This is a genomic window from Algoriphagus taiwanensis (assembly GCF_036245645.1).
GTDB classification, from domain to species: domain Bacteria; phylum Bacteroidota; class Bacteroidia; order Cytophagales; family Cyclobacteriaceae; genus Algoriphagus; species Algoriphagus taiwanensis.
In genome coordinates this window covers 468,561-493,703 of record NZ_BTPE01000001.1, presented here as the reverse complement: position 1 = coordinate 493,703, position 25,143 = coordinate 468,561, and the positions used below count along the sequence as shown (strand labels likewise).

The window sequence follows — 25,143 nt, the reverse complement described above, 5'->3', positions numbered from 1 at the left end:
ACCCGTTCCTTCCGAACAGGACTGCAAAGGTACGGGATCTTTTTTATTCGGCAAGAAGAAAATTGAATATTTTTTTCTTTCCTCTCCTTTTGAACTCCCCGTCTTTTCAAACTTCCCCCGACTTCCTCCTACATCCCCGGCGCCTTTCGCGTCGTTTGGGAGTGCAAATATCGACAGAAATATGTCCGTAGCAATAGCAGCTTCACATTTTTTGCAAAAGAAATTGTAAACCTCTGATATTGATCGGGAAAATTTGAAAAAGAAAAAACCTTGAGGTAAACGATCCCCAAGGTTCTTTTAAAACTCACTTGATATTCTCTGTTTACATTGAAATCAAAAACCAGCCTTACCCTTCTTTTTTATCTCAAATCAATAAGAAACGGCTTTTTGATTTCTTCATGTAAGAAAAATTTTGATGTTTTTTTTTAAAGCTTTTTCAAAACGATATTCTTCCAATAGACTTTGATTCCTCCACCATCATGAATCTGAAGCAAAACGCCTCCTTTTCCCTGACCGATTTTTTCGTCAGAGAAGTTGACCATCTCAACTCCATTTAGGTAAGAAGTGACATTATCCCCTTTTACCACAATTCTCATTTTGTTCCATTCCCCGAATTTCAATGCTTTGTCTTTTTCGGGATCAGGCTTAATCAGCCATCCTCTTCCATAAGACTCGTAGATTCCTCCTGTATCACTACCGGGAGGCGCTACTTCCACCTGCCAGCCCGAAACCTTGGTCCCATCTACCGTGGAACGGATAAAAACTCCACTATTTCCATTGGCTTCTTGCTTAAACTCCAGTTCGATTTCAAAATCATCAAACTCCTCTTCAGTCCCCAAATAGCCATAGCCTTTGTCCGGACCGCTTTCAGAAACCAATAACCCATCTTCTACATACCACTTTTCTGTTCCATATACTACCCAACCTGTCAAATCCTTTCCATTGAAAAGCTTTTGCTTTTTCTGGGCATAAGCACCATGCGCAATCAATAAGGTCAGGAGAATAAATCCTATTTTTCTCATAGAGGTCTAATTTTGATGTTTTTGAACCAAACAGGATCTCCATGATCCTGCAATGCGATTAATCCCTTGCGGGCAATTTTGTAATCAGGAAAATCATTCCATTTGCCGGAATTTCTTCTTGCCGTCCAGTCCTCTGAGTAAGGAACGAACTCCACGGTCTTTTTCCCATTCAGCCAATAGCTTGCTCCTTCTTCTGAGAAAATTATTTTGGACACATTCCATTCACCGGCAGGCTTGACCACTCCTTCGTAATCAGGCTCATACATCGCATAATCCCCGGCAAGCGATTGCCATTTTTCCAATGGCTGCGCAAATCCCAACTGATCTATCACCTGGTATTCCGGACCTGTATAATAAGGTGCTTTGTAATTGGGGCCTTCTACCACGTGATAGAAAACACCACTATTGCCTCCCGGAGAAATCTTCCAAGTAAACTCCATTTCAAACTCCTCAAACTCCATCGGGCCAAATACTATGTCTCCTCCAAAGTCTTCACCTCCGGTAGCACCCAAGCCCTTCATCGCACCATCCTCAATAATCCAATTGGGAGGAGTGCTGTCTCCATTGAAGGCACGCCAGCCATCCATTGATGTCCCATCAAAAAGAAGCATCCAGCCTTCCGCCTTTTCTTCTTCTGTGAGGGAGTTGTCTACAATCACCACCTCTTCTACCACAACCTCTTCAGTTGCTTTGGGACCACAAGCCCACACCAGAGGGACTAGCATTCCCAGAAATAACCATTTTTGTTTTTTCATGGATTGATCAATTAATTTCATTCAATATCGCCATCGACCTGAGAATTCAAAATCGAAAAGCTTGAGGCAGAAAAGTTAATTGAATTTTTTAAAAAAGTGCCTAGTAGTATTTATAATTTTTATAAATGGAAAGTCAAGTCTCTGAGAGGATTTTCTTATAAATTCCGAAAGTAATTCCCAGAATGGATCAATCGGCTTCCATACCATGAGAAAAGCTCTCCATCGACAAGCTTAATTTGGGAATTGGGAAGAAGAGAGCGAAAAAAATCTAGGTGCTTTTCTTTGAAAGGAAAAGGCTCGGAGCTCAAAAGCAGGAATTCGGGGGAAAGGTTCTGCAGATCCTCCGCCGAAAGCTGAGGATATCTTGTTTGCATAACCAGGTTTTCAAAACCAGCCACTTTCAACATAGAATCAATGAAGGTGGATCCACCCGCAACCATAATGGGCTCATTCCAAATCAGGTAAACGCAAGTTCCTTTTTTTGCAATCGGTTCTGCAAAGGAAGATTTGATTTTCCCGATTATTTGTTCGGCTCTTAAATCTGATTGGGTAATTAGCCCGACTTGCTCAATCATCCGATAATTATCCTCCAACGAAAAAATATCACTCATCCAGACCGGATATTTTTTAGCCAATTTTTCAATCCCCTCTCGATCATTCTCCTCCTTATTGCCTATGATCAAATCCGGATGGAGCGAATCAATGAGTTCAAATCGATAATTCTTGGTTCCCCCTACGATGGCTTTACTCTTGCTAAGATGCTTGGGATGTATACAAAACTTGGTGACCCCTAAGATTCTTTCTTCCAAACCCAAATCAACCAACAGCTCTGTCAGGGAAGGCACCAAGGAAATAATCCGCTTTGGAGGATGCGGTAAAAAGACTGAGCGGTTAAGTTGATCCAGGAAGTGCATATTCAAAAAAGGTGTTGGTTATCAGTTATTGGGTCAAAGCCAAACTCCATTTTGCTTGATAACTGATAACCAATACAGGATTAACTTATATATCTGAAATCAAAACTTGGGTCGAAATCCACTAAGAATGCATACATCAGCTCAATCACTTGCTCAATATCCTGCTTACTGGCAGTCTCAACAGTGGTGTGCATATATTTTAGAGGTAAAGAAATCAAAGCTGAAGGCACTCCCTCATTAGAATAAGCAAAGGCATCCGTATCGGTACCTGTACTTCTGGAAGCGGCAGCACGCTGAATAGGAATTTCATTTTTTCGCGCAGCGGCAATAATCAAATCCAGCAGCTTCTTGTGCACCGAAGCGCCGTAAGTTAAAACCGGTCCCTTCCCTGCCGTTTGATCACCACTAGTCACCTTATTATATAAAGGAGCAGTCGTGTCATGACATACATCCGTGATGATGGCCACATTGGGTTTGATTCGGTGAGCAATCATCTCGGCACCCCGAAGGCCGATTTCTTCCTGAACCGCATTGACTACATAAAGTCCAAAAGGAAGCTGTTTACCGGATTCCTTGAGCTTTCGGGCAACCTGAGCAATCATATAACCTCCGATTCGATTGTCCAAAGCGCGGCCCGACCAGAATTTACCATTCAATTCGATCAACTCATCCTTGAACGTAATCACACAACCTACATGAATCCCCATCTCCTCGACTTCAGCTTTAGACCGAGCTCCTACATCGATGAAAATATTATCCAAAGTCGGGGCATCCTCTTTTCCTTCCTTTCGAACGTGGATGGCAGGCCAACCAAAGACTCCCGGAACAATCCCTTTGTCGGTATGAATATTTACCCGCATGGAGGGAGCGATCATATGGTCTGACCCCCCATTTCGCCGGACATAGATGTACCCATCGTCTTTGATGTAATTTACAAACCAGCTGATTTCATCCGCATGAGCTTCAATGACCACCTTGTACTCTGCCTCAGGATTGATCACCCCAACGGCTGTTCCATAATTATCAGTGAAATAGGTGTCTACAAAAGGCCTGATATAATCTAACCAGATTTGCTGCCCGGAGGCTTCAAACCCGGTTGGAGAAGCGTTGTTAAGGTAGGTTTTCAGAAATTGGGTTTCGTTTTCGAATTTATTCATAGTTCAAGTTTCCGTGATCGTGTTATGAGTTATTGAGTTATTAGGTTATTGGTTTGGGGAGCCTGATTTTACTTTTTGAAGGTAATTGATGTATCCATTAAGTAGCTTGAGGCAATCATTATGAAGAACTCTAAAGCTTTCCAATTCTAAATCCGAAATATATTCCTCATCAAATGCCACAATCATATGATCCAACGTCTCTGAAAGAGAACCTCGTGATATCCTGCAGAATTGAATGTTTTCCTGAAAAAAGAAGCGGCCATATCCTTCGGCAATGTTATTAGTTATGGATCTAGAGGATTTTCTAATCTGAATTGTCAAGGCATATTTCTCTTCAGAAGGGAATTTTTTACCATTTTTTGGACAAACAATCTAACCTCCCTTGCCTTTTTCCAAACTTCCAAGTCCTCAAAAGTCCTGATGATAATAGTTACTGCCTTTAAAGTGACTTTTCTCAAATAACTTAATAACCAATAACCTTTTCTTTAAAGAGGAATATTCCCATGCTTCTTCCTTGGCAGTTTATCCACCTTGTTTTCCAGCATTTTGAAGGCTTTGATTAGTTTGGCTCGGGTTTCGGAAGGAATGATGACTTCATCAATGAAACCCCGGTGAGCAGCTCTATACGGATTGGCAAACTTAGCGGTGTATTCATCTACCTTTTCCTGAAGTTTGGCTTCTGGGTTTTCAGCTTCAGCTATTTCTTTCTTGAAAATAATCTCTGCAGCTCCTTTTGCCCCCATCACAGCAATCTCCGCAGTGGGCCAGGCATAGTTCATATCGGCTCCGATATGCTTGGAGTTCATCACATCATAGGCACCTCCGTATGCCTTTCGAGTAATGACGGTGATTCTTGGAACCGTCGCTTCAGAAAAAGCATACAAGAGCTTAGCCCCATTGGTGATGATTCCATTCCACTCCTGGTCCGTGCCCGGCAAAAAGCCCGGTACATCCACTAAAACCAATAATGGCACATTAAAGCTATCGCAAAAACGAACAAATCGGGCTGCCTTTATCGACGCATGATTGTCCAAAACTCCTGCCATGGACTGGGGCTGATTGCCCACAATCCCAATGCTGCGACCTGCAATGCGGGCAAAACCCACCACGATATTATCCGCATAGTTTTCATGAACTTCCAAGAAGGACTCCTCGTCCACGATCCCCCTCACCACATCTCTCATATCGTATGGATGATTCGGGTTTTCTGGAATCAGTGTATCCAGTTCCTTCCTGGACTCATCCTTTTTCAGTTCATAGGGATAAATGGGAGCCGTATCTTCACAGTTTTGAGGGATGTAGCTCAGCAATCTTTTGATATGTTTGATTGCCTCTACTTCGTTTGCACAGGCAAAATGGGTGACCCCAGACTTGGTGCTGTGGGTAGATGCTCCCCCAAGCTCCTCGGCGGTGACAGTCTCTTGGGTCACGGTTTTGACTACGTTTGGACCGGTCACAAACATGTAAGAGGTATTCTCCACCATAAGAATAAAGTCCGTAATGGCCGGAGAGTAAACTGCCCCTCCTGCACAAGGACCCATAATGGCGGAAATCTGAGGAATCACCCCGGAAGCCAAGGTGTTTCGATAAAAAATATCTGCATAGCCTCCCAGAGAATTGACTCCCTCCTGAATACGGGCACCACCAGAATCATTCAAGCCGATCACCGGAGCACCATTTTTCATAGCCAAATCCATGATTTTGCAGATTTTTTCCGCGTGGGTTTCTGAAAGCGAACCTCCAAAGACAGTAAAATCCTGGGAGAAGACATACACGAGACGACCGTTGATTTCACCATATCCTGTAACTACACCGTCTCCAAGGTAATGCTCTTTGTCAAGACCAAAATCCTTTGCCCGGTGCATGACAAACTTGTCGATTTCTTCAAAAGTACCCTCATCCAAAAGAAGGTCTATTCGCTCTCTGGCAGTCAGCTTTCCTTTTTTATGCTGAGAATCTATTCGGGATTTTCCTCCTCCCAACTCCGCTTCAGCATTTTTTTTGGCCAAAAGCTCGATTTTTTCCGCATTGCTTGGCAAGGTATACAAAGTATTTTTTGGGTCAGTCATATTCGGGATTTTCGTTCTGTCATCAAATATAGGCCCTTGAGTCGATTGGAAAGCCGAAAAATAGGAAGATTGGAAAATTCAATAGATGAATAACCGATTCTACCTGACTCTCACTCTTTTTCAATCGACTGAGCTGTTCAACCTTGAACTTTTCAAAAACTTTCTATATTCGCCCATCCAAAAATTTTGGCAGAATATGAGTACCAGAAAGGCTGCGGTGATCGACATGGGGACCAATACATTTCATTTGTTATTGGTGGAATTAAATGGCGTCGATTTCAAAACACTTTACAAAGAAAAAATCCCGGTAAAGCTTGGTCAGGGCGGTATCAGCCAAAATCAACTTGCTCAAGATGCCCAAAAAAGGGCTTTTCATACCCTCAAGCATTTCAAAAACCTGATTGATGGAGAAAACATCGATCAGGTTTTTGCTTTTGCAACATCAGCAGTCCGAAATGCCAGTAATGGGGCAGAATTTGTCCAAAAGGTGAAAGAGGATATAGGTATAGAAATTCATGTCATTTCCGGAGAAGAGGAAGCCCAGTTGATTTATGAGGGAATCAATCTCTCTGGCTCTCTCAATGGCCATGTCAATCTGATGATGGATATCGGAGGAGGTTCGGTGGAATTCATCATCGGGACTTCTCAGGAAGTGTTCTGGAAAAGAAGCTTCGAAATCGGAGGGCAACGCCTTTTGGATGCTTTTCATTATCATGATCCCATTTTGCCCGAAGAGGTGGACAAGCTGGAAGCCCACTGCCAGGAAAAGTTATCTCCCTTATTGGAGGCCATTCACCAGTACAAGCCAACCGGACTTGTGGGAGCATCAGGGACGTTTGATACGCTGACGGATATTTATTTTGAATCCATGCTTCAGTGCAAGCTCACCGGACAGCATGTATTTGAGTTGCCAAAAGCTGAATTCGAGCGGATTTTTGAGCTGCTCAAAACCAAAAATCGAGAAGAACGACTGAATATCCCCGGAATGATTCCTATGCGTGTGGATATGATCGTAGTAGCCAGCTGCCTGATCGAATTTATCCTTCGCTATGTGCCAGTAGAGGCTATTGTCTGCTCCCATTATTCCTTGAAAGAGGGAGCAGTTTCCCGTCTTTTGTCCGGAAAAGTAGCAGTTTAAGGATTTTAGCCACAAAGGCTAAAAGAGGCCAATCTCTTTCCTAACCAAAGCTGATGATTTCCTCGATCAGTTATCTTTGCCTCATCGACAATTAATATTTCATGCAAAACTTCTCCTACGAACACCTTTACCGATTTACCTACGACATGCTATTCCAAATCGGCTGTCCGGAATCTGACGCAAAGACCGCCACAGAAGTATTGCTATCGGCTGACCTAAGGGGCGTAGATAGTCATGGTGTGGCTAGGCTGAGCGGCTATGTGAGGCTGTGGGAAAAAGGCCGAATCAATGCCAAACCCAAGGTAAAAGTAACCTACGAAACTCCATCCACAGCTGTGGTCGACGGGGATAGCGGTCTGGGATTGGTGGTCGCTCCTTTTGCAATGAAAGTGGCTATGGAAAAAGCCAAAAATGTGGGAACGGGTTGGGTTTCTGTCAAGAATTCAAATCACTACGGCATCGCCGGATACCATGCCATGATGGCTTTGGAACAGGATATGATCGGAATCTCCCTGACTAATGCCAGCCCCCTGGTAGCCCCCACTTTTTCCAAAGAAAGACTCCTTGGAACCAATCCAATTTCCGTTGCTATTCCCGCGAAAGAAGAACCTCCATTTGTCGCTGACATGGCAACTACCACTGCTGCCAATGGAAAACTGGAAATTCTTCAACGAAAAGGGCTAGATACCCCAACCGGCTGGGTGCAGGATAAATCCGGGAATCCAACCACGTCCGCCAATGGAGTCAAAGATGGTGGAGCTCTTCTTCCTTTAGGTGGAGATCGGGAGCATGGTTCTCACAAGGGTTATGCCTTGGGAGCAATCGTGGATATCTTTTCTGCTGTACTTTCAGGAGCCAATTACGGACCTTGGGTCCCTCCATTTGTGGCATTTTTGGATCCTCTTCCCAACTTGGTGGGTGAGGGAATCGGACACTTTTTTGGAGCTATGCGGGTAGATGCCTTCCGTCCCGCGGATGAATTCAAATCCCATATGGACAACTGGATCAGAAGATTCAGAACCGCAGAGACCACGCCCGGAAATGAAAAGGTAATAATCCCGGGTGATCCGGAAAGAGAATTGGAATATATCCGGATGAAAGATGGAATTCCTTTGCTGGACCCGGTGGTCAAAGATTTGACTGAATTAGGAGAACGGTTTGGGGTTAAGTTTTAATGCTTGGAAGGGGTTTATTCAAATTTTTAAGTTTTAAAAAAACTCGCTTTTCTCTTTTAAAGATCTATTTCGAGAACCTATTCCTCAATAATTCTGTATTTTACATCATGGAATGGAAAGATCGAATTGTTTCAGATAAAAATGTTCTTCTTGGCAAACCTATCATAAAAGGCACCCGAATTTCTGTGGAATTTATCTTAGAGAGGCTAGCCGATGGATGGTCAGAATCCAAGATTTTGGAATCCTATCCGCATTTGAAAAAGGAAGATTTACAAGCAGTTTTTTCCTATTTGAATGATTTCGTTAAAGATGGATTAATGGTAGAAATTCGAGGCATACTTTCCCAATGAGCTTCTTAGCAAATGAAAATTTTCCTTGGCCAAGCATTCTTTTCCTGAGAGAAAATGAAATCGAAGTAGTTTCGATTGCTGAAAAATTCCAAGGGGTTTCCGATCAGGAAGTAATGAATATAGCTATCAAACAAAATCTAACTATCTTGACTCATGACTCGGATTACGGAGAATTAATCTTCAGGCAAGGACTAAAACCAGATTCAGGAGTGATATTTTTTAGACTAAATGAATTTGAGCCTGAAGATCCAGGGAAAATCATCCTTGATTTAATCAAAAGAGAGTTTAGTTTTTTTTCAGATCGCTTACCCTTGTTGATAAAAACTCGATAAGAAAAAGAAGCTATTAAACTCTTTCTTTAATGAGCGATTCGCCGAAAAAATATCGACTAGACCGAACTGCCTTTCAAGCCAGAAACACTTCTGAACAAGTCAATTATGCCAAAGAATACCGAGATACAACTTGGCAGGAACGACTTCGGATTCACCAATACCTCAATAGCATCGCCTACGGGTATGATTTGGACAATCCGCCTAGAATGAATAAGACTTTTTTTCAGATTAAAGTCAGAAAATAAAGAGATTATCTCCTCCTTGATCATTAACCTTATAACTTTTTTAACCTTTCCACCTTACAACTTCCCCCTCCCATCCCTACCCTGTTTGCATCTGAGTACCCTTTTTGTAAATTGTTGATCAACAAAATGCTTTAACCCAAAAACCTATGAATCAATTGAATCGAAGAGATTTTTTGAAAGGATCTTCTGCCCTGATGACTTTGGCCAGTTTTGGCCTTTTTGGAATGGACTTCAAAGATCGGGAAGGCCCGCTGAAAGTAGCACTAATCGGTACCGGCTGGTATGGTAAATCCGATCTGTTCCGACTCATCCAAGTAGCTGACGTGGAAGTGGTAGCCCTATGTGATGTAGACAAAAACATGCTTACTGCCGCCGGTGAACTCGTCTCCCAACGGCAAAAATCCAAAAACGTACCCGAGCTTTTTGAAGACTACCGGGAATTGCTCAAAAAACATAAATGCGATCTGGTGCTGATCGGTTCTCCGGATCATTGGCATGCTCTTCAAGCTATAGAAGCACTGAAATCCGGCGCTCATGTCTATCTGCAAAAGCCTATTTCGGTAGATGTGATTGAAGGGGAAGCAATTTTGGCTGCCGCTAGGAAATACAATCGTAAATGCCAGATCGGAACCCAACGAAAAAGCACTCCACACCTGATTGATGCCAAAAAGCAGATCATTGACACAGGAAAGTTGGGCAAAATCAGCCATGCTGAGGTATGCTGCTACTTCCACATGCGGGCCAACGGAAACCCTCCCGTAGAGCCCGTGCCCGATTTCTTCAATTACGAAATGTGGACTGGACCGGCACCCATGCGCCCCTACGATGGGCTTCCTCATATCCGTTGGTGGAGAACTTTCATGGAATATGGCAATGGAATCACAGGAGATATGTGCGTGCACATGCTGGACACCGTTCGCTGGATGCTCAAGCTGGGCTGGCCTAGCCAAATCACCTCCACAGGTGGGATTTTTGTACAGAAGGAAGGCAAATCCAATATCTCTGACACCCAAACCGCGATCTTTGAGTTTCCTGAACTGAATGTGGTATGGCAGCACCGCACTTGGGGAAATCCGGTAGACCCTGAATATCCCTGGTCCTTTAAGATTTATGGAGAGAAGGGAATGCTTGCCGGCAGCACCATGCAGGCGGATTATTTCCCATACGATCAAAAAGAGGAGAAAATCCACTTCGACTGTGTTTTTGAGCGGGAACAATATCCTGAAGACCTGACTGAAGACCGAATCGAACTCAATGCCGCTCCGGCTACTCGTCTTCACATGAAAGACTGGCTGGAATCCATCGACAAGGATACACTACCGATTGCCGATGTGGAAGAAGGCCACATCTCTACTGCTGCCTGTATTCTGGCCAATATCTCTATGGAATTGGGAGGACGACCACTTCGCTATGACCCGAAAACCAGGACAGTGATCGACGATCCTGAGGCTACCGCCAAGCTGAGAAGACCCTACAGAGGTCCTTGGGTTCATCCTGAGCCAGACAAGGTTTAATTTTCCAATCACTTAGATAACAAAGTCCCGAATAAGACCTTTATTCGGGATTTTTTTGTGGGAAAATTTAAACTAGCTAATCTTCTAAACGAACCACAGTTGGGTAGTTTTCCGTAAGAAAAATCAAGTTCAGGTCCTATGAAAAACCTTTTCGCTATTCTTTTCCTATCGCTATTTTCTCAGACCCTTTCAGCCCAGGTATGGTCTGCAGGGGGCCTTTTCAATGGAGGGATAGCCGTAGGAGAGTTGAAGAATGAAGTAGGAGGCCTGTTTATCCCATCTCTCTCAGGCCTTTTCCTCTATGAAGCTCCTACCGCACCGGTATCTCTTGGCGTGGAACTGGGCTATGGTATCTATGGAAGCAAGCTGGAAAGGAGAACCGATTTATATCCGGGGTTCAATGATGAACTTCGCCTCCGAAGAAACAACAACATTTTTACCGGAATGGCCGTCATCCGCTATCAGACCAATCCAATGGGCAAAATAAGGCACTTTTTTGAAGGAAAATTTGGAGCTAATTACCTCTATACTCGATACAAGGTCAGGGAAACCATCCTCTCAGAGGAAATAATTGAGGCAGGAAAAGACATGGAAAACTGGACCCTTGCCTATAGCTTGGGTACAGGAGTCCAAATCCCCATTGCCGCAGAACCCGGGCTCTTTTTAGAATTTAAAGCCAACTATCAGAGCAGCAGCGATCTAAGGTTTCTGACAAAAGGGGACGTAAGCTATGTGCCTTTACCTGGAGGAGGAGGTCAATTTGAATTTGAAACCAGAAAGGCACCTTTGGAACAGGTCGTCATTTCTTTTGGGCTGGTTTACATTGGCTTATAACGCGTATTGATTGTTTAAAAAACATTCTTGTTTTAAAAAAACACCTCCTGAGGTCAGTTCTATTTTCTATCCGACCTGTTATTCTTAATGCTAGGATTTAGTGGGATTCTTAACTTGTCCGTAACCAGATTTTGAGATAAAAACCTGATATTGTCTAATGAAGGGAAATTAGGCTAGACTATTCAGCCCTTCTTCTTTTTCAGAAAACCACTAACTCTACTCTGTTGTGAATAAATATCATCTCAGCTTTTTGGCCCTGATGTTCTTTGGGCGACTAGACGCGATATCCCAAACCATTATTGGAGCTCAAATTGATAATCGAGCCGGAATAAAAGGACTCAGCCTAAATCCGGCTAACGTAATTAACCCCCGGCTCAAATCAGAGATCCACTTATTCTCAGTTAGTGCCTATGTAGGCAATGACTACATAGGGCTCAGCCTAGGTGATCTGGATCAAGTCACCAACTTTCAAAAGTTTCAGGAAAACTCTAATCTAAATCCCAAGCCTGACAACAACTTTGTGGGCAATCTGGATTTATTTGGCCCTGGCTTCCAGCTTAATTTGGATTCAAAAAACAGTCTGGCACTTACAACTCGGTTTCGGACTTTTTTCAATCTCAACAACGTGGGTGGGGAATTCTTTCAGACCATTGTTGGTGAAGATGAATCTGGTAGTTTTGAGGTAGTGATGCAAGACTTGTCAGGAATTGCTCATACATGGGCAGAGATTGGTCTTACCTACGGTAGGGTACTGGTAGAAAATGAAGCTTACAGCCTTCGAGGAGCTGCCACGATCAAGTATCTCGCAGGAGGCCGCGGAGCTGTTGGGTACAGTCGGGTTTTGGGTGCCGTGTATCTGGAAACTCCCAATTCCCTGACCACGCGGGGTAACCTAAATTTTGGCTATTCAGAAAACTTTGACTCAGAAGATGACATTTTTAGCGATTTAGAATCCGGATTTGGAGCAGACTTGGGTTTTATTTTTCAAATAAAAGATCAAAGTAAAAAGGCTTACACTGATGGGTACAAATTCAAAGTAGGCGTATCAATCTTGGATCTAGGAAGCATCCGATACCAAAATTTCAATGACTGGGACTATGACATGAACCAAACCCTTCTATTGGATGAAATTCCCGAGCAGGATTTAATTGAATTCTTAGAAGAAAACTATTCTGGAAGCCAACAACGTGCAACTGTCAACTTGGGAATGCCTACTTCTCTTCAGCTTTTTGCGGACTATGCGCTGAGCAACCGATTTTATCTTTCAGCACAGGGCTCTATCAGTCTAAAATCCAACGAAGAGTTTCCTGTAAGTCAAGTAATTAACAGCTTTGTTCTGACTCCAAGAATGGAAACAGGTTGGTTCAGCCTATATAGTCCCATTTCCTACCGTCAATACGATGGAAGTGTATCATGGGGAGTAGGCGTTCGATTGGGTCCTGTGATCTTAGGCTCTGGCTCTATTCTCACCAATTTAATTTCCAAAAACTCCAGAAGTACGGATGCTTATTTTGGAGTTCAAATCCCCATTTACAAAAAGGGGGTAAAAGCCAACTCTACCCTTTAAATCAAAGGAATCTAGCTTTGGCAATTTTCAACTTTTGTCTTTGATCTTGTAGCGGTAGAACACATTGTAATCCATTTCCACTTCGGATTTGGGCTTGATGTAGACGACATCATTTTTATCCACGAAATGGACTTTACCTTCCACGGGAAGCTCTTTAAGTGCAAAACTTTCCCCTAAGTGATTCACCAAAATAAACTTGTCTTTCCAGTATTTTTTGAATACCTCATTGAATTCCTGATCATTCATATAATTGGGATTTCTTGCCTTAAATTCATCACGCGCAGATTTTGGAATCTCGGTATGGAATTGAATCAAAAAGAAATTTCCTCCACTTTTTAAGTCTGTGAAACTGGGATAAAGAAAGTAATCTTCCTTTGGATCAAACTCCAATCCCTCATTTCGATCGGGATGGCTTAAGAAAGTTTCTCCTACAAGCTTCAGCTTTTGATTTTCCCATTGGTAAAGAAAAAACTGATTCCCGATTCTTGGCAAAATCCCGATCAAACCTCGCTTCTCCAGCGCTTGCACAAAAGGAAAAACCTGTCCTTTCCATTCTCCATTTTTCCTGAATTCCCAGTTCTCCGGGAAGGAATTGAATCTCCAAAGTGAATCCGATTCCGGATCATAAATAAATCCAGCCTTCGCCTGAGAATAAAACTCGGCCTTTTTCCAGCTCTCGGTCATCAACTCGGGATCTACTCCATTTCCCTCCATACCCACGATAAGCTTTTTTCCTTCGGACTGTATAGGGGAAAAGCTGACCCAAAAAGGGTTAATCTCAAGGAAACTAAGTCCAAGGGCTAGAGGAGGACTTTTTTTCATTTTTTTGAAATCCTTGGTGAAAAAATTCAAAGGCATACCGGCTTCCATATCTTTGATGATCAAATTCCCCTCATCAAAAACCAACTCCACCGGAAAAGCTACCTGATCTGGGGCCTCTCCTTTGAGTTGCAGCGTATCCAAAATCATCCCCGCGGGATCAGTTAAATAAATATGACTCAAAGAACGGTCTTTGAATATCATGCGACCATCCTCAGCATCTACCGCCGCAAGGGTCAGGTCATAAAAAGAATCTACCACGACCGAATCCACCCATTCCAATTCCGCTTCAAATCCGGAGGCTTTTTCAACACTTTTTTCCTCGCTACAACTCCCAATGCCTAGAACAAGGCTCCCAAAAATCAACAGCTTTCTCATTTTGTTTTTTTGTTTATCGCTAAATGGATTAAAAAATAGGACACCAAATCCAATTTATTTTTCAAGCCTGCTTTTTCACCTTCCTCCACATCATCACCGGCAAGATCCAAAATACCCCCAGCAAGCTGAAAACCAGCCCGCCTATGGTTCCTATCGCCAGAGAAAACCAAAAGATCTCATTTTGCCCCTCGATCAGGAAAGGAATCAAACCGAAGCAGGTGGAAAGCACCGTGAGCAAAATGGGGATGGCTTTGCCGGCAATGGATTTCAGAAGTTTTCGGTTTTCTTTTTTCCCACTTCGGTTGTTGAAATCATTCAAGATGAATATCCCGGCATTCACCGCCAATCCACCCAGCATGACAAAAGCCGCATAGCCTCCTTGGTCAAAGTAGAAGTCGAAAAGGGAAAAGATCAAAAACAGCCCGATAAAACTGATCGGAATCAGAAAGATGATCAAGAAGGGCTGACGGAAATTCTCAAACAGAATTGTGCAAATAAAGAAAATAGCCACGATCAGGAGCCCCAAAAGCCCATATTGCCTTTTGGTCTGCTCAAAGCTCCAGCCCCATTCCTGCTTTTTGGCTTCGTAGCCAATCGGCATTTGAGCTTTCAGTTCTTTCAATACTTCCTCGAGGTATTCGTTTCCAAATTTCGCTGAACCCATGTATTCAAAGGAAACCACCCGCAGGTATTGCCGGTCTTCCTTGTGTAGGGCATTAGTCGTCGTCTCCAGAGAAAGGGCCCCGAAATCCGAAATTTTAACGATTTTCTCCTCTCCACTGAATAGGCCCTTTTGCTCCAAATCAAACTTGGAGAAGTCTTCCGACTGCTCCTCCTTGAGCATGAGTCCATAGTTTTGATCTGCCAAATTCAGGTAAGCCGCCGGGCGCTGAGGCTTGGAAAGGTCCTGAAGCGTATTGACCAATTCGTATTGGGAAGTCCCTCCTAGGGCAATTTGGTTTTGATCCAGGCGGAGGACATACTCCTGCGTTTTTTGCTCATTATAGCTGAGCCGCTCGTTGGTATTGACGGTTTGGATTCGCTTGTGGCGTAGGAGCTTTTCGGCCAAGACATCCGCCTGCCGCTCCAACTCGTCAAAATTATACCCGCGCATCTCCACTCGGAAGCTGGGAATCCCCTCTCCTCCTCCACCGGTGTAGAAGCCCTGTCCGACCCCGTAAATGTTCCATTGTGCCCCACTCCAATCCGTGGATTTGACCGAAAGTTTCCCTTTGAGCTGATAGGGCAAGGCCCCTTTTTCGTAGGCTTCCTTAAAAGTGATTACAATTTGAGCGTATTGTCCTGAAATCACATAAGTCACAAACTGATCGATGCCCTCCACACCTTTCAGGTATTCCTCAAACTCCCGCATGATGAAATCCATCTGCTGTAGCGTATTGCCAAAAGGAAGTCGGGCTGAGACATAAAGACGCGTCTTTTCGGGTTCACGATAGCTGCTTTTCTCATACACACCCCGCACAAACATCCGCAGAGAACCACCAAGTGCTTTGTCCACATAGGGTCGGATTTCTTCTTGGTAAAAGGTATTTCCGACCGTTTTATTGTACCACTCCTGCCCTTCCCATTTGGCAGGCAAAAAGAAAATCGGTGTCCCAAATAGCAAGATCACCCCAAAAAGGAAAGCTTTTCGGAAGCGGGAAGTCCCTCCGACCATTCGCTCGTATCGATTCAGCCAATTCACACGGGTGCGCAGCTGAGGGATGCTCAATTTTCTCCCTTTCACCACCGAATCTTTAAACAAAACCTCGTAAAAAGCCGGGGTAAAAAACAAAGCCACCAGTAAGCTGACTCCCAACATGACCGAAACTACGATGGAAAATTCCGTAAGATTTTTCCGGTCTTCCTCCGGCAAAAGCAAAACCAGCAGCAAGGCCGCCACCGTCGTCAAGGATGCCGCCAAAAGGGCCATAAACACCTTTCGATTGCGGTACTTATGCAGGTGATCCATCATCACGATGGCATTGTCCACTACCAGCCCAAAGCTGATCGTCAGGCCTGCAATGGAATACAAATGGATGTCCACACCCAAAAAATAGAGGATCATCGAGGTCAAACTCAGGTTGACCACAATCCCCAAAAAGAGAATGCTCAGGTATTTGATATTTCGGTTGATCAGAAAAATAAAGGCAATCAAAATCAGAATGGAAAGGCCCGAGCGCTGATAGATTTTGTTCAGCTCTTTCTCCAAAAACTCCGTGTCGTCATTCTCCAGCCTGACTTCAAAGCCTTGGGGTAAATTCACCTTTGCCGCTTCCAGTGAGGCTTTCAGACTTTTGGCAAGCAGGACTTTGTTGACTCCGTCCCGGTTGTAGATTGATAGAGTCACAGAATTGTTTCCGTTGATCCGATAAAAACTGATCGGCTCCGCCTCCTCCAGGGTGACTTTGGCCACGTCCCGAAGGCGGATTTCCAGGCCTTGGTCTTGCTTGATGATCAGGTTTTCCAACTGCTCCAGATTGGTCAATTTCCGATCTAGGGTTACAAAGAGCGTCTCACCTTGATTGTTGTAGACCGTCCCGGGAAACTGCTGCCCAAAGGCTCGAGTCAGCTCCTGACTTAGCTGATTTCGACTCAGGCCGAAAGCCTGCAAGCGCTGCCCATCAAAGGTCACATAAAGTTGCAAATCATTGGCACCACGCACCTGCACCTCCTCCACCTCCGCAAATCGGGTGATCGCAGGCTTGAGTACATCTTCAGTGATTTTTTTGATCTCAAAACTGGCAAAAGGCCCATTCACGCTGTAGGTGAGAATCGGGGTCTTGATATCCGAGCGGGATTCGGCACTTTGGGTCACCACCGGATACGACATGCGCTCATCCAGTTGCGGATAAATCTGCCGAATCAAGGCAAGCACCTCGAATTTCTTCAGTTCCATATTCGCCTTCTTATCAAAGCGAAGGGTAACCGAGCCCTGATTGTAATTGGATACGGACTTGATTTGCTTTAGCTCTGTAAGTTGGGAAAAAGCCCCTTCCAACGGAGAGGTGCCGAGTTTTTCGATGATTTCAGGAGAAGATTGAGGGATGGTAAAACCGACCGAAAGTACGGGTTCCCGCTCCCGGGGATTCAAATCCACGGACAGCAGGGGAACCGTGGCAAACCCCAAAATTCCCAACACCACAAAAGCAATCAAAACCCGAAATGGAGTCATAGCTTTTCTCTTTTCCCTACATTTTTATCAAAAAACCAATACATCAGCGGCACGAAATACAACGCAGTGGCTGTCCCGATCGTCAAGCCTCCAATCACCGAAAAGACCAAAGGCCGCTGCAAATCCGCTCCCAATCCCGCGCTGAAAATGATCGGAATCAGCGCCAAAATCGTGGTAATCGAAGTCATGAGAATAGGCTTGAGTCGGATCTTTCCCCCTTCATGAATCGCCTTTTCCCGGATTTGCTTTTCGCTGAGGGAAGTATCCTTCGCAAAATCCAACTTCAGGCGATTAATCGTGTCGATCTTCAAAATGGCATCATTGACCATGATCCCCAGCATCACCACCAGCCCGATTGCGGACATCACATTCAGCGAGGAACCGGTGAGTAAAAGGATCAAAAATGCTCCTCCTATCCCCAAAGGCAGGGTAAACACCACAATCAGTGGCTGCACAAAACTTTCAAACTGGGCCGCAAGAATAAAATACAGCAGTAAGACCGACACACCCAAAATCCCGATCAATTGACGGAGATTTTCCTGGTCTCTAAAATACTGTCCCTTCATCTCCACGGCCAGGTCATGCCCCACTCCCCAGCTCACATAGTCTCCGGCCAGATTATCTGGATTTTCGGCTTCCACCTCCGCACTCTGATAGATTCCTCCCCGGTCTGCGGTGATGTACTTGTACTGATTGGTGTATCGGAAATCCACAAATTCTCCCAACAGGTAGGAGGTACTGTCCGAGGCAAAGATTCGGGTATTGCGAAGCAAATCCTCAAAGCGATCCTGATTTTCCTTTAGGCGAATGGGCGTCACCTCCCCAAATCGCCGGATATCCGTAATCGTAAACACCCCAAACAAGCGGGAAAGCTGCTCCTGCACCGACTCCACGGGAGTCTGGTACAAGGCCAGCTTCTCTGCCAAAAGGGAAAAGACCACCGACCGCTCTTCCTGCAATCCCGGCCCCGGGGTCCATTCTTGTGTTGGAAAATCAGCCAGCCAAGGCTTCATTTTTTCGGCAGGAATGGGTTTCTTCTGAGTGAGGTCTTTCCATCTCACTTCGTAAAAAGGCAGATTGCTGGAGAAAAGCTGATCGAAAGCATTGGGCGCATCTCCAAGCACATAAGTCGCCAAAGGAAACTCCTCCACCAATCGCGCTCTCAAGATTTCGATTTGCGTATTTTTCTCAGCTTCGGAAGGGAAAAGCAGGTAAAGGAGGGATTTCTGAATGGAATTGTCTCCGTCAAAAAGAAGGAACTGACGCACCCCCACATCCGTCTCGGCTTGGGAATAATTCCTGATTCCCTGAATCAAACTGAGCATCCGATCCCGGTTTTGGGCAGCAGAAATGGGTTCATTCCAGTCAATTTCCAAGGTAGCGTCCGGCTTTTCGATTTCGGGAAGTCCTGATGAAGGGAGCAGAAGGCCCAAGCCCAATCCCAAAGGAATCAGGATAAAAAAGGCGATAAGGGCCATTTTCCTCCGGGCAAAAACCAAGGAAAATACCCGCTCATACAGGCCCAAAGTTTTCAAAAACGCCTTGGGCTCTCCCTGAAGGTTTTGTCTTTTTCCAATCCGGAAAATCAGCCAATACAAAAGGGGAAGCAGGACAAAGGCCACCATCAGCGACACCGAAAGAATCGCCGCCACAGCTACCGCCTGATCATAAAACAAGGCCCCGGAAATCCCACTCAAAAACACCAAGGGAACAAATACCGCCAAAGTCGTCAGCACCGAACTGATCAAAGCACCCATCACCTCATTGGCACCCTGTACGCAGGCTTCAAAGAGAGGCAGTCCGGACTCCCGCTTTCGGGTGATATTGTCCAAAACGATGATCGCATTGTCGATCAGCATCCCAATCCCCAGGGCCAAGCCTGAAAGCGAAATAATATTGATCGAAATGCCGAAAAAGTAAAAAACCAAGAAGCTGATCAGCAAGGAAGTCGGCAAACTCACCCCCATAATCAGGGGAATCCGGAAGTCTTTGATAAACAAAAAGAGCACTGCAAAGGCAAAGATTCCCCCAAAAAGCAAACTGGTCTGCAGGTTGGAAATGGCGGCATTGAGCAGATTGCTTTGGTCTTGGGTGAGTTCAAAGTCCACCTGAGGATAGTCTGCCCGGAAGTAATCGAGGGAAGTTTTCAGCTCGGGGATCAACTCGTTCATTTTGGCAGAAGCCTGCTTGTGTACGGTGATGACCAGCCCTTCCTGCAGGCCAAACAGGTGAAATCCCAGCATCTCTTGGGTTTCGTAGCGGGCTTTGGCTACCCGGCCCAGAGGGACGAGAGTTCCTTTGGGAGACCGGACCGGAAGGGATTCGATGTCATTTGGGGTATCGACTCGGGTTGCCAGACGCAAAAAGTAGCGAAACTGCCCGTCCTTGACGCTGATGCCAGGCAATTCTGCATTTCCAGCCTGAATGGCTTCGATAAGATTTTTCTGAGTCATCCCTAAGGCCGCCAAAGCTTCATCATCCGGCTGCACGGAAATGATCCGCTCCCGCTTCCCGTTGATATCGACCAGAGAGACACCCGGAAGCTGCTCGATTCGCTTTTTCAGGACGTTTTCGGCAAGGAGGCTGACTTCCACCGGGTCGGTATTTTCTTTGGGAATCACCTGCACCCGGGCCACAGGAATATCCGAAGTATTGATTCGGATGACTTCGGGTCGGGTCAGGTCCCTTGGGAGGGAATTGACCAGTCGGTCGATCTTTTCATTGACATCGATGTAGGCCAGCTCCATTTGGGTTCCGTAGTCAAAGGTCAGTCGGACCGTCCCCACTTCCGAACCGGCCTTGCTCTCCATTTCTTCCAGCCCATTCAGAGTGATCAGTCCTTCCCGAATCTGTTGCAGCACATTTTGCTCGATGGACTCCGGGGAGGCATTGGGATAGGTGACCTTGACCACGATCTGCGGGACATCGATCGGGGGCAAAAGTGAGATGGGCAGGAGGCGGAAGACAATGAGCGAAAAGACCACCAAGGCCAAAAAGGACATCATCACCGCGATCGGCCGCTCCAGCAAAAATCGGATCATAGCTTACTCGGTTACGATTTGGACAGGGGCCTGATGGGCTAGTTGCAGGTTATTGGAGGTAATGACGGTACTGTTCTCGGGGATTCCGTCCAGCACTTCGATCTCGCGTCCATTGTCCCGGCCTACTTCCACGTAGTTCCATTTGGACTCCTTGCCCCCCTCTACGGTGAAGACTACCGGTCTACCGGAGCGATAGACCACGGCATCCTTGGGCACGACCAGGCTGTTGCTTTGGGGAGCGCGGATGATGGCCCGGGCATTCATGCCGGGAAGGAGATTCTTGGAGGAGTTTAGGCTCAGCGTCACCTGAACGAGTCCGTTTTCGTCCACTTTGGGATTGACAGCAATGACACGCCCATCGAGCGCATTTTGAGGATCGGAGATGGGATAGATCTCGGCTTTTTGACTGGAAGAAATCAAGGGAACGTCCGACTCCAGCACCTTGACCCGAAGCAAAAGCTGATCAGTGGAGAGGATCTCGGCAAACTCCGCATTCTTGGTCACCAAGCTGCCTTCCTTGAATTTGATATTGGCGATTTTGCCTGAAACAGGTGCACGCACCTCGCAGCGGGCTAGATTAAGCTCGGCTTCTTTAAGCTCTACTTCGGCAAGGGAAAGTCCGGAGTTCACCCGAATCCGCTCCTCCACGGTTTGGACCACCTGAGGATCTTTGGACTCAAGCGCAAGCTGAAACTGAGCCTTGAGCACTTCCAGTTCCGATTGGGCTTTGGTGAGATTGATTTTGGCCTTTTCCAGCGCAAACTCCGCCTCCCGACGATCGAGAGTAGCGATGATTTGACCCTTTTGGACAAACTGTCCCTCCAGCACCTGAACCTTTTCGAGGTAACCTTCCCGCTCCACGAGGGCCTTGACTTCGGAAAGTGCCTCCAGCTTGCCGGCGGCATTGATGAGGTAGTCAAAGCTTTTCCGCTCAGCGGTGGCCACGCGGACTTCGGTAGCAGCCACTTCATTTCGGAAGGACTCGGAAGGAATCTCTTGGGATTCGGTCTTGGACTCAGTACAGCCTAATAAGCTGATAATCAACAGAAAGAGTAAATAAAAGGAAAAACGCATGTGGTACGAGTTGGAAGTAATCGAACTAATGCACGAAAATAACAACTCAACTTTAAATATTCGTTTAATTCAACTTTTTTATCACTAGTTTTTCAAGTTGGTTCTTTCGGAATTTTAAACTCATATATATTTTTTGTGATTAGCCCTTGTATTAATAATTTTTCTCCTTCTTCATCAACAAAAAAGTTTTGAGGATGAAATTCATCATCTTGAGTACCTGTATTAAACTTAAATACTCTAGATAATTCGCAACCATCGGTACTAATTTTAAATTCTAGCAGATTTCTAGCTTTACTTCGATCTAGACCAATTCTATCTGTAAAAGAAAGATACAACCTTCCTTTGACATATTGAGCATCTATAATATATGAAGGTATAGAGTTGGTACCCATTCCTCTTTTATTAGTTTTGATATCGTTCTCAGTTGAATCCAATGCTCTTTTTATTGGTTCATATTGTTCCAAAGAGTATCTTTTTTGATTACCTCCTTTATAATCAACTATTTCTATATATGGCAAACTTGCACCAACAAAAATTATATTATCATTCTCATCTAATTGAAAATATTTCATTTGTCGATTTGAACCAACTCCAGTTTCAGGAAATAGTGTGCCTAAATGCCTTATTAAATTTCCACTAGAATCAACTTCAATTATAGAATTATTTGAAACAAAATCTAAAACTGAAAAGAAATATGTGCCTTTAGTAGATTTAGAAAATCTAAATTTCATCACGGGTTCGGGTAATCTTAATGAAGACATAAAAGTTCCAGAATCCATACCGAAAATTTTAAGGCTTTGATTACCATGGTCCAGAATGGAAATATTCCTGCCATCCAAAACCAATTGTTCAGGATAACTTAAATCCATCGGTCCCTCTCCTTCTTGATCGTAGATCCATACTTTTTCAAAACTTGAATTTACCTTAGCGATATATGACGGATATTGACTTAAAATAAAATTACCATCCTTTTTTGTTGAGGCAAGATTAACATTCACAAAAAATAAACTATCTATTTCACTAATGACTTTTTCCGGAATCAATTCAAGAACAGTTACTTCTTTGTTTTTGATTTCTTTACATGAAGAAAATAAAAACACAATTGCAAAAAAGAAAAACACTATTTTCATATCTCTTTAATTAAACTTTAAAAAAGAGAACTCCATATAAATTGAGTCCATTAATCGAGTAAATTATTGAACCGGACAACTTCCAAAATTCCTTCCGCCGTCACTCCATGTACATTCAACCCATCCACGACCTGAATTACAAGTTGCATTTCCAGAACAAGAAATGGTCTGTCCTCCTGCACAGTTTACACTAGCAGTACATGAAATCGCTTCCACAACTGTCATTAAAAGAAGGCCAGAAAATAGAAAGATAACTTTTTTCATTTTTTTAAGAATTAATTGGTTAAAAACTCTCCAGAACCAACCCTTAGCTCTGCAAAAAATCCAGACTCCGGCGCCGACCTTGATCTTTCGTTGGTAAGTTTACATTTGAAAAAAAAAAAAAAACAAGTGTAGTTTTTAAATATTTTTCCACATTTATGCAAGTAGTTGATTTTCAGTGATAAATTTTTTAGTTAGTAATGCTAACGGATTTATTTCCAATCAACTAGCTAGCTACGCTAAGCTGATTAGGTCTCCGTCCAGCCCTTCATTTTCCATAAGTTCAGCCGGGTAGGGTATCCAAAGGCCCTTGGAAAAGACAAAAGCACGAGAGGGATCGTACTTTCCTTTTTCCAAGGGATAATTTCCCAAGACTTCCAGCTTCTCATTTAGGACAGTCAGGTAAAGTTGCCTGTTCCTGAGTAGAGAGGTGTAATTGTCCTCTCCTACAGGTGCTTCTTTCCCCAACGCCATTTGGGAAATGCGATAATAGACTTTTCGGTAGGGATCGTAGAGAAGTTTCAAATAATTAGGAGAAGTCATTACCCAATTTTGGAAATAGGCCTCATCCCAAGTATCCCGCAGGGTTTGAGGCTCGGCAGATTGCCTTCCTCCAAAAGAAGAAATGGGGACTTCCCGCTGTTCTCCGGAATCTAAATTATATGTCAAGACAGCGGGGGAAATGGAGTAAATAAACGCAAAACCAGTTTGCCCTACAGCCACCGAAGGAAACGTGGTGTAGTTCAACTCCACTCCGTCAAACTCCGAAGGATGATGGATGGGAAAAGAAGTCCAGCTTTTGCTTTCCAAAGAATAGGCTGCAAAGATGCGTTTCTTCTCCTTTTCGGCCTTGGCAAAGTAAAAAAGCACACTTTTCAGCTCCTTCAGATAAACCAAACTCGAGGCTATGCGCTCGTAGGGAAACTCGGCGTAGACTTCTCCGGAAATCTGAGCCAATCCCTCAAGCAAGCTAAAGGTTTGTTGGTCAGTACCACCGGCTCGATAAAGCAACAGCCTGGCCCCATCGTAAAACAGGATCGAGTCAGCAGAAATGTAATGCATCTTGGACGGCCTAAAATCGCCGATCAAGTCTATTTCCACTTGCGAGACCTGCCTATCTAAAAGAGAAAACTTGGACAGCCTGGTTCCGGCTTCATCCACAAAATACAGGGTATCGCCTTTGACATGAGAGATACGGATGGAAAAGGGGGCCAACTCAGGGAAGGAAAGGGAGCTAACTTGTAATGAGTCCTTTGGATTAGAAACCTCCTCTTTGGAATCACAGGATATCATAATGCCTAGGGCAAAAAAGAAAATCAAAATTCGCATCCCCTAAGAAACTAAAACCGACTAATGAAATAAATAGACAGATCCTTTCTTAACTTCTTTTAAGCCTAGGTCCATCTCTCTCCTTGGCGCCGCAATACTCCGATAATAAGGTCTTATTCTCAATCCCGGATGTTCCTTGTCCGCATAATATTCGACAAGTTTATCCAGTTGCTCCAAATCCACCGCCTCGATGCGTACTTGTGCTAAGCCATTCTGAATCATTTCCAGGCGAGTTGCAGCCGCTCGAGACAGATCAATCTGACGCTTGGAGTACGCGGGTAATCGGTCATTGATCCGGACGACTACAGACAGGCCGTTTTTCTGATTGATGACACGGACCACGGTCCCCATGGGAAGCCGCTTATGTGCGGCGGTCAAACTATCTATGGAAAAAATTTCTCCATTAGCCGTCTTCCTCCCGTGAAAACGTTTCCCATAAAAGCTCGCCGTTCCCTCCTGAATCAACAAAGAGTCCACCTGTCCAAAACTTTCAATCGAAAGCGAGACAAAGAACATAAGCAGGGCAAGTCGGAAAATCACTTTCGAAGCTAGGGTTTTCGTCCCTTTTTCCAATAAAAGTGCCAATTCCTGTCATCGCCTTCCTTTCCCTTGGCATATCTCCCGCCTAGGGCTACCTTAGTTCCTATTCTTAAGTCAGTTGATCAAAAGATATCAGTTAGAATCTAGAGGAAACCCTTTCTTACGATAGTAAAATGGCCTCGACTTCGCTCGGCCACCGGATTTTAAAGTTTTAATAGGAGGAGGGGAGGAATATGCGGCTGCGCTGAATATTCCTCCCCTCCTCCAAAAAACCAACTGCACGGACACCGAGTGACGGTTGATGAGCTAAGTCGAATCAAGTCGAGG

At 44.6% G+C, this 25,143-nt stretch carries 22 protein-coding genes; 9 read left to right on the top strand and 13 right to left on the bottom strand.

The window, feature by feature from the left end:
* A partial coding sequence (locus tag AAA938_RS02145) for a hypothetical protein (RefSeq protein ID WP_338226970.1) occupies positions 1 to 229 on the top strand: 229 nt, incomplete at its 5' end.
* Positions 230 to 425: 196 nt separating this feature from the next.
* On the opposite strand, the gene AAA938_RS02140 is transcribed toward AAA938_RS02145, so the two are convergent.
* The 6 genes from AAA938_RS02140 to AAA938_RS02115 form a co-directional block, all read right to left on the bottom strand.
* Positions 426 to 1,022, bottom strand: coding sequence for a 3-keto-disaccharide hydrolase (locus tag AAA938_RS02140; RefSeq protein ID WP_338226969.1), 597 nt, complete (start codon positions 1,020 to 1,022; stop codon positions 426 to 428).
* A complete protein-coding gene (locus tag AAA938_RS02135) occupies positions 1,019 to 1,777 on the bottom strand; it encodes a 3-keto-disaccharide hydrolase (protein ID WP_338226968.1) in 759 nt (252 codons plus the stop codon). The genes AAA938_RS02140 and AAA938_RS02135 overlap by 4 nt, the downstream gene beginning before the upstream one ends.
* Before the next feature lie 155 nt (positions 1,778 to 1,932).
* Positions 1,933 to 2,691: an ABC transporter substrate-binding protein gene (locus AAA938_RS02130; protein ID WP_338226967.1), complete on the bottom strand. Its 759-nt coding sequence runs from the start codon at positions 2,689 to 2,691 to the stop codon at positions 1,933 to 1,935.
* An 80-nt stretch (positions 2,692 to 2,771) separates the two neighbouring features.
* A complete protein-coding gene (locus tag AAA938_RS02125) occupies positions 2,772 to 3,848 on the bottom strand; it encodes a M42 family metallopeptidase (protein ID WP_338226966.1) in 1,077 nt (358 codons plus the stop codon).
* A 45-nt stretch (positions 3,849 to 3,893) separates the two neighbouring features.
* Complete coding sequence (locus AAA938_RS02120; RefSeq protein ID WP_338226965.1) at positions 3,894 to 4,169, bottom strand: four helix bundle protein; 276 nt, start codon at positions 4,167 to 4,169, stop codon at positions 3,894 to 3,896.
* 164 nt (positions 4,170 to 4,333) lie between these two features.
* Positions 4,334 to 5,917 (bottom strand): acyl-CoA carboxylase subunit beta, encoded by a 1,584-nt coding sequence (locus tag AAA938_RS02115; protein WP_338226964.1) that lies wholly within the window; start codon positions 5,915 to 5,917, stop codon positions 4,334 to 4,336.
* A gap of 196 nt (positions 5,918 to 6,113) precedes the next feature.
* Between AAA938_RS02115 and AAA938_RS02110 the strand changes: the two genes are divergently transcribed.
* The 8 genes from AAA938_RS02110 (at position 6,114) to AAA938_RS02075 (ending at position 13,072) form a co-directional block, all read left to right on the top strand.
* Complete coding sequence (locus AAA938_RS02110; RefSeq protein WP_338226963.1) at positions 6,114 to 7,055, top strand: Ppx/GppA phosphatase family protein; 942 nt, start codon at positions 6,114 to 6,116, stop codon at positions 7,053 to 7,055.
* 101 nt (positions 7,056 to 7,156) lie between these two features.
* Positions 7,157 to 8,230 carry an Ldh family oxidoreductase gene (locus AAA938_RS02105; RefSeq protein WP_338226962.1) on the top strand — a complete coding sequence of 358 codons (1,074 nt, stop codon included), beginning with the start codon at positions 7,157 to 7,159 and terminating at the stop codon, positions 8,228 to 8,230.
* 107 nt (positions 8,231 to 8,337) lie between these two features.
* On the top strand, positions 8,338 to 8,580 hold the full coding sequence (locus AAA938_RS02100; RefSeq protein WP_338226961.1) for a DUF433 domain-containing protein: 243 nt from the start codon (positions 8,338 to 8,340) through the stop codon (positions 8,578 to 8,580).
* Entirely contained in the window at positions 8,577 to 8,912 is a 336-nt protein-coding gene (locus AAA938_RS02095) for a DUF5615 family PIN-like protein (protein ID WP_338226960.1), read from the top strand. Before AAA938_RS02100 ends, AAA938_RS02095 begins: the two co-directional genes overlap by 4 nt.
* A 29-nt stretch (positions 8,913 to 8,941) precedes the next feature.
* The gene (locus AAA938_RS02090; protein WP_338226959.1) at positions 8,942 to 9,157 is read left to right on the top strand and encodes a hypothetical protein; all 216 of its coding nucleotides are present in this window, start codon (positions 8,942 to 8,944) and stop codon (positions 9,155 to 9,157) included.
* 146 nt (positions 9,158 to 9,303) lie between these two features.
* A complete protein-coding gene (locus AAA938_RS02085) occupies positions 9,304 to 10,671 on the top strand; it encodes a Gfo/Idh/MocA family protein (protein WP_338226958.1) in 1,368 nt (455 codons plus the stop codon).
* A 138-nt stretch (positions 10,672 to 10,809) separates the two neighbouring features.
* Complete coding sequence (locus AAA938_RS02080; protein WP_338226957.1) at positions 10,810 to 11,505, top strand: hypothetical protein; 696 nt, start codon at positions 10,810 to 10,812, stop codon at positions 11,503 to 11,505.
* A gap of 226 nt (positions 11,506 to 11,731) precedes the next feature.
* On the top strand, positions 11,732 to 13,072 hold the full coding sequence (locus AAA938_RS02075) for a DUF5723 family protein (protein ID WP_338226956.1): 1,341 nt from the start codon (positions 11,732 to 11,734) through the stop codon (positions 13,070 to 13,072).
* A gap of 27 nt (positions 13,073 to 13,099) precedes the next feature.
* Here the strand turns inward: AAA938_RS02075 and AAA938_RS02070 are convergent, their stop codons facing one another.
* The 7 genes from AAA938_RS02070 to AAA938_RS02040 all read right to left on the bottom strand — a co-directional run bounded on the left by AAA938_RS02070 (position 13,100) and on the right by AAA938_RS02040 (position 24,816).
* Positions 13,100 to 14,269 carry a hypothetical protein gene (locus AAA938_RS02070; protein WP_338226955.1) on the bottom strand — a complete coding sequence of 390 codons (1,170 nt, stop codon included), beginning with the start codon at positions 14,267 to 14,269 and terminating at the stop codon, positions 13,100 to 13,102.
* Positions 14,270 to 14,330: 61 nt separating this feature from the next.
* Positions 14,331 to 17,441, bottom strand: coding sequence for an efflux RND transporter permease subunit (locus AAA938_RS02065; protein WP_338226954.1), 3,111 nt, complete (start codon positions 17,439 to 17,441; stop codon positions 14,331 to 14,333).
* The gene (locus AAA938_RS02060) at positions 17,438 to 20,482 is read right to left on the bottom strand and encodes an efflux RND transporter permease subunit (protein ID WP_338226953.1); all 3,045 of its coding nucleotides are present in this window, start codon (positions 20,480 to 20,482) and stop codon (positions 17,438 to 17,440) included. Before AAA938_RS02060 ends, AAA938_RS02065 begins: the two co-directional genes overlap by 4 nt.
* A 3-nt stretch (positions 20,483 to 20,485) precedes the next feature.
* On the bottom strand, positions 20,486 to 21,556 hold the full coding sequence (locus AAA938_RS02055) for an efflux RND transporter periplasmic adaptor subunit (RefSeq protein ID WP_338226952.1): 1,071 nt from the start codon (positions 21,554 to 21,556) through the stop codon (positions 20,486 to 20,488).
* A gap of 92 nt (positions 21,557 to 21,648) precedes the next feature.
* A complete protein-coding gene (locus AAA938_RS02050) occupies positions 21,649 to 22,686 on the bottom strand; it encodes an NHL repeat-containing protein (RefSeq protein ID WP_338226951.1) in 1,038 nt (345 codons plus the stop codon).
* Positions 22,687 to 23,181: 495 nt separating this feature from the next.
* Positions 23,182 to 24,276 (bottom strand): DUF4221 family protein, encoded by a 1,095-nt coding sequence (locus tag AAA938_RS02045; RefSeq protein ID WP_338226950.1) that lies wholly within the window; start codon positions 24,274 to 24,276, stop codon positions 23,182 to 23,184.
* A gap of 21 nt (positions 24,277 to 24,297) precedes the next feature.
* Positions 24,298 to 24,816, bottom strand: coding sequence for a septal ring lytic transglycosylase RlpA family protein (locus tag AAA938_RS02040; protein WP_338226949.1), 519 nt, complete (start codon positions 24,814 to 24,816; stop codon positions 24,298 to 24,300).
* Positions 24,817 to 25,143: the final 327 nt, after the last annotated feature.

Coding starts and splice junctions, on each gene's coding strand:
- AAA938_RS02055 (WP_338226952.1), bottom strand. CDS start 21,556: ATGCGTTTTTCCTTTTATTTACTCTTTCTGTTGATTATCAGCTTATTA.
- AAA938_RS02045 (WP_338226950.1), bottom strand. CDS start 24,276: ATGCGAATTTTGATTTTCTTTTTTGCCCTAGGCATTATGATATCCTGT.
- AAA938_RS02110 (WP_338226963.1), top strand. CDS start 6,114: ATGAGTACCAGAAAGGCTGCGGTGATCGACATGGGGACCAATACATTT.
- AAA938_RS02105 (WP_338226962.1), top strand. CDS start 7,157: ATGCAAAACTTCTCCTACGAACACCTTTACCGATTTACCTACGACATG.
- AAA938_RS02100 (WP_338226961.1), top strand. CDS start 8,338: ATGGAATGGAAAGATCGAATTGTTTCAGATAAAAATGTTCTTCTTGGC.
- AAA938_RS02065 (WP_338226954.1), bottom strand. CDS start 17,441: ATGACTCCATTTCGGGTTTTGATTGCTTTTGTGGTGTTGGGAATTTTG.
- AAA938_RS02085 (WP_338226958.1), top strand. CDS start 9,304: ATGAATCAATTGAATCGAAGAGATTTTTTGAAAGGATCTTCTGCCCTG.
- AAA938_RS02060 (WP_338226953.1), bottom strand. CDS start 20,482: ATGATCCGATTTTTGCTGGAGCGGCCGATCGCGGTGATGATGTCCTTT.
- AAA938_RS02080 (WP_338226957.1), top strand. CDS start 10,810: ATGAAAAACCTTTTCGCTATTCTTTTCCTATCGCTATTTTCTCAGACC.
- AAA938_RS02115 (WP_338226964.1), bottom strand. CDS start 5,917: ATGACTGACCCAAAAAATACTTTGTATACCTTGCCAAGCAATGCGGAA.
- AAA938_RS02050 (WP_338226951.1), bottom strand. CDS start 22,686: ATGAAAATAGTGTTTTTCTTTTTTGCAATTGTGTTTTTATTTTCTTCA.
- AAA938_RS02130 (WP_338226967.1), bottom strand. CDS start 2,691: ATGCACTTCCTGGATCAACTTAACCGCTCAGTCTTTTTACCGCATCCT.
- AAA938_RS02125 (WP_338226966.1), bottom strand. CDS start 3,848: ATGAATAAATTCGAAAACGAAACCCAATTTCTGAAAACCTACCTTAAC.
- AAA938_RS02095 (WP_338226960.1), top strand. CDS start 8,577: ATGAGCTTCTTAGCAAATGAAAATTTTCCTTGGCCAAGCATTCTTTTC.
- AAA938_RS02135 (WP_338226968.1), bottom strand. CDS start 1,777: ATGAAAAAACAAAAATGGTTATTTCTGGGAATGCTAGTCCCTCTGGTG.
- AAA938_RS02090 (WP_338226959.1), top strand. CDS start 8,942: ATGAGCGATTCGCCGAAAAAATATCGACTAGACCGAACTGCCTTTCAA.
- AAA938_RS02070 (WP_338226955.1), bottom strand. CDS start 14,269: ATGAGAAAGCTGTTGATTTTTGGGAGCCTTGTTCTAGGCATTGGGAGT.
- AAA938_RS02140 (WP_338226969.1), bottom strand. CDS start 1,022: ATGAGAAAAATAGGATTTATTCTCCTGACCTTATTGATTGCGCATGGT.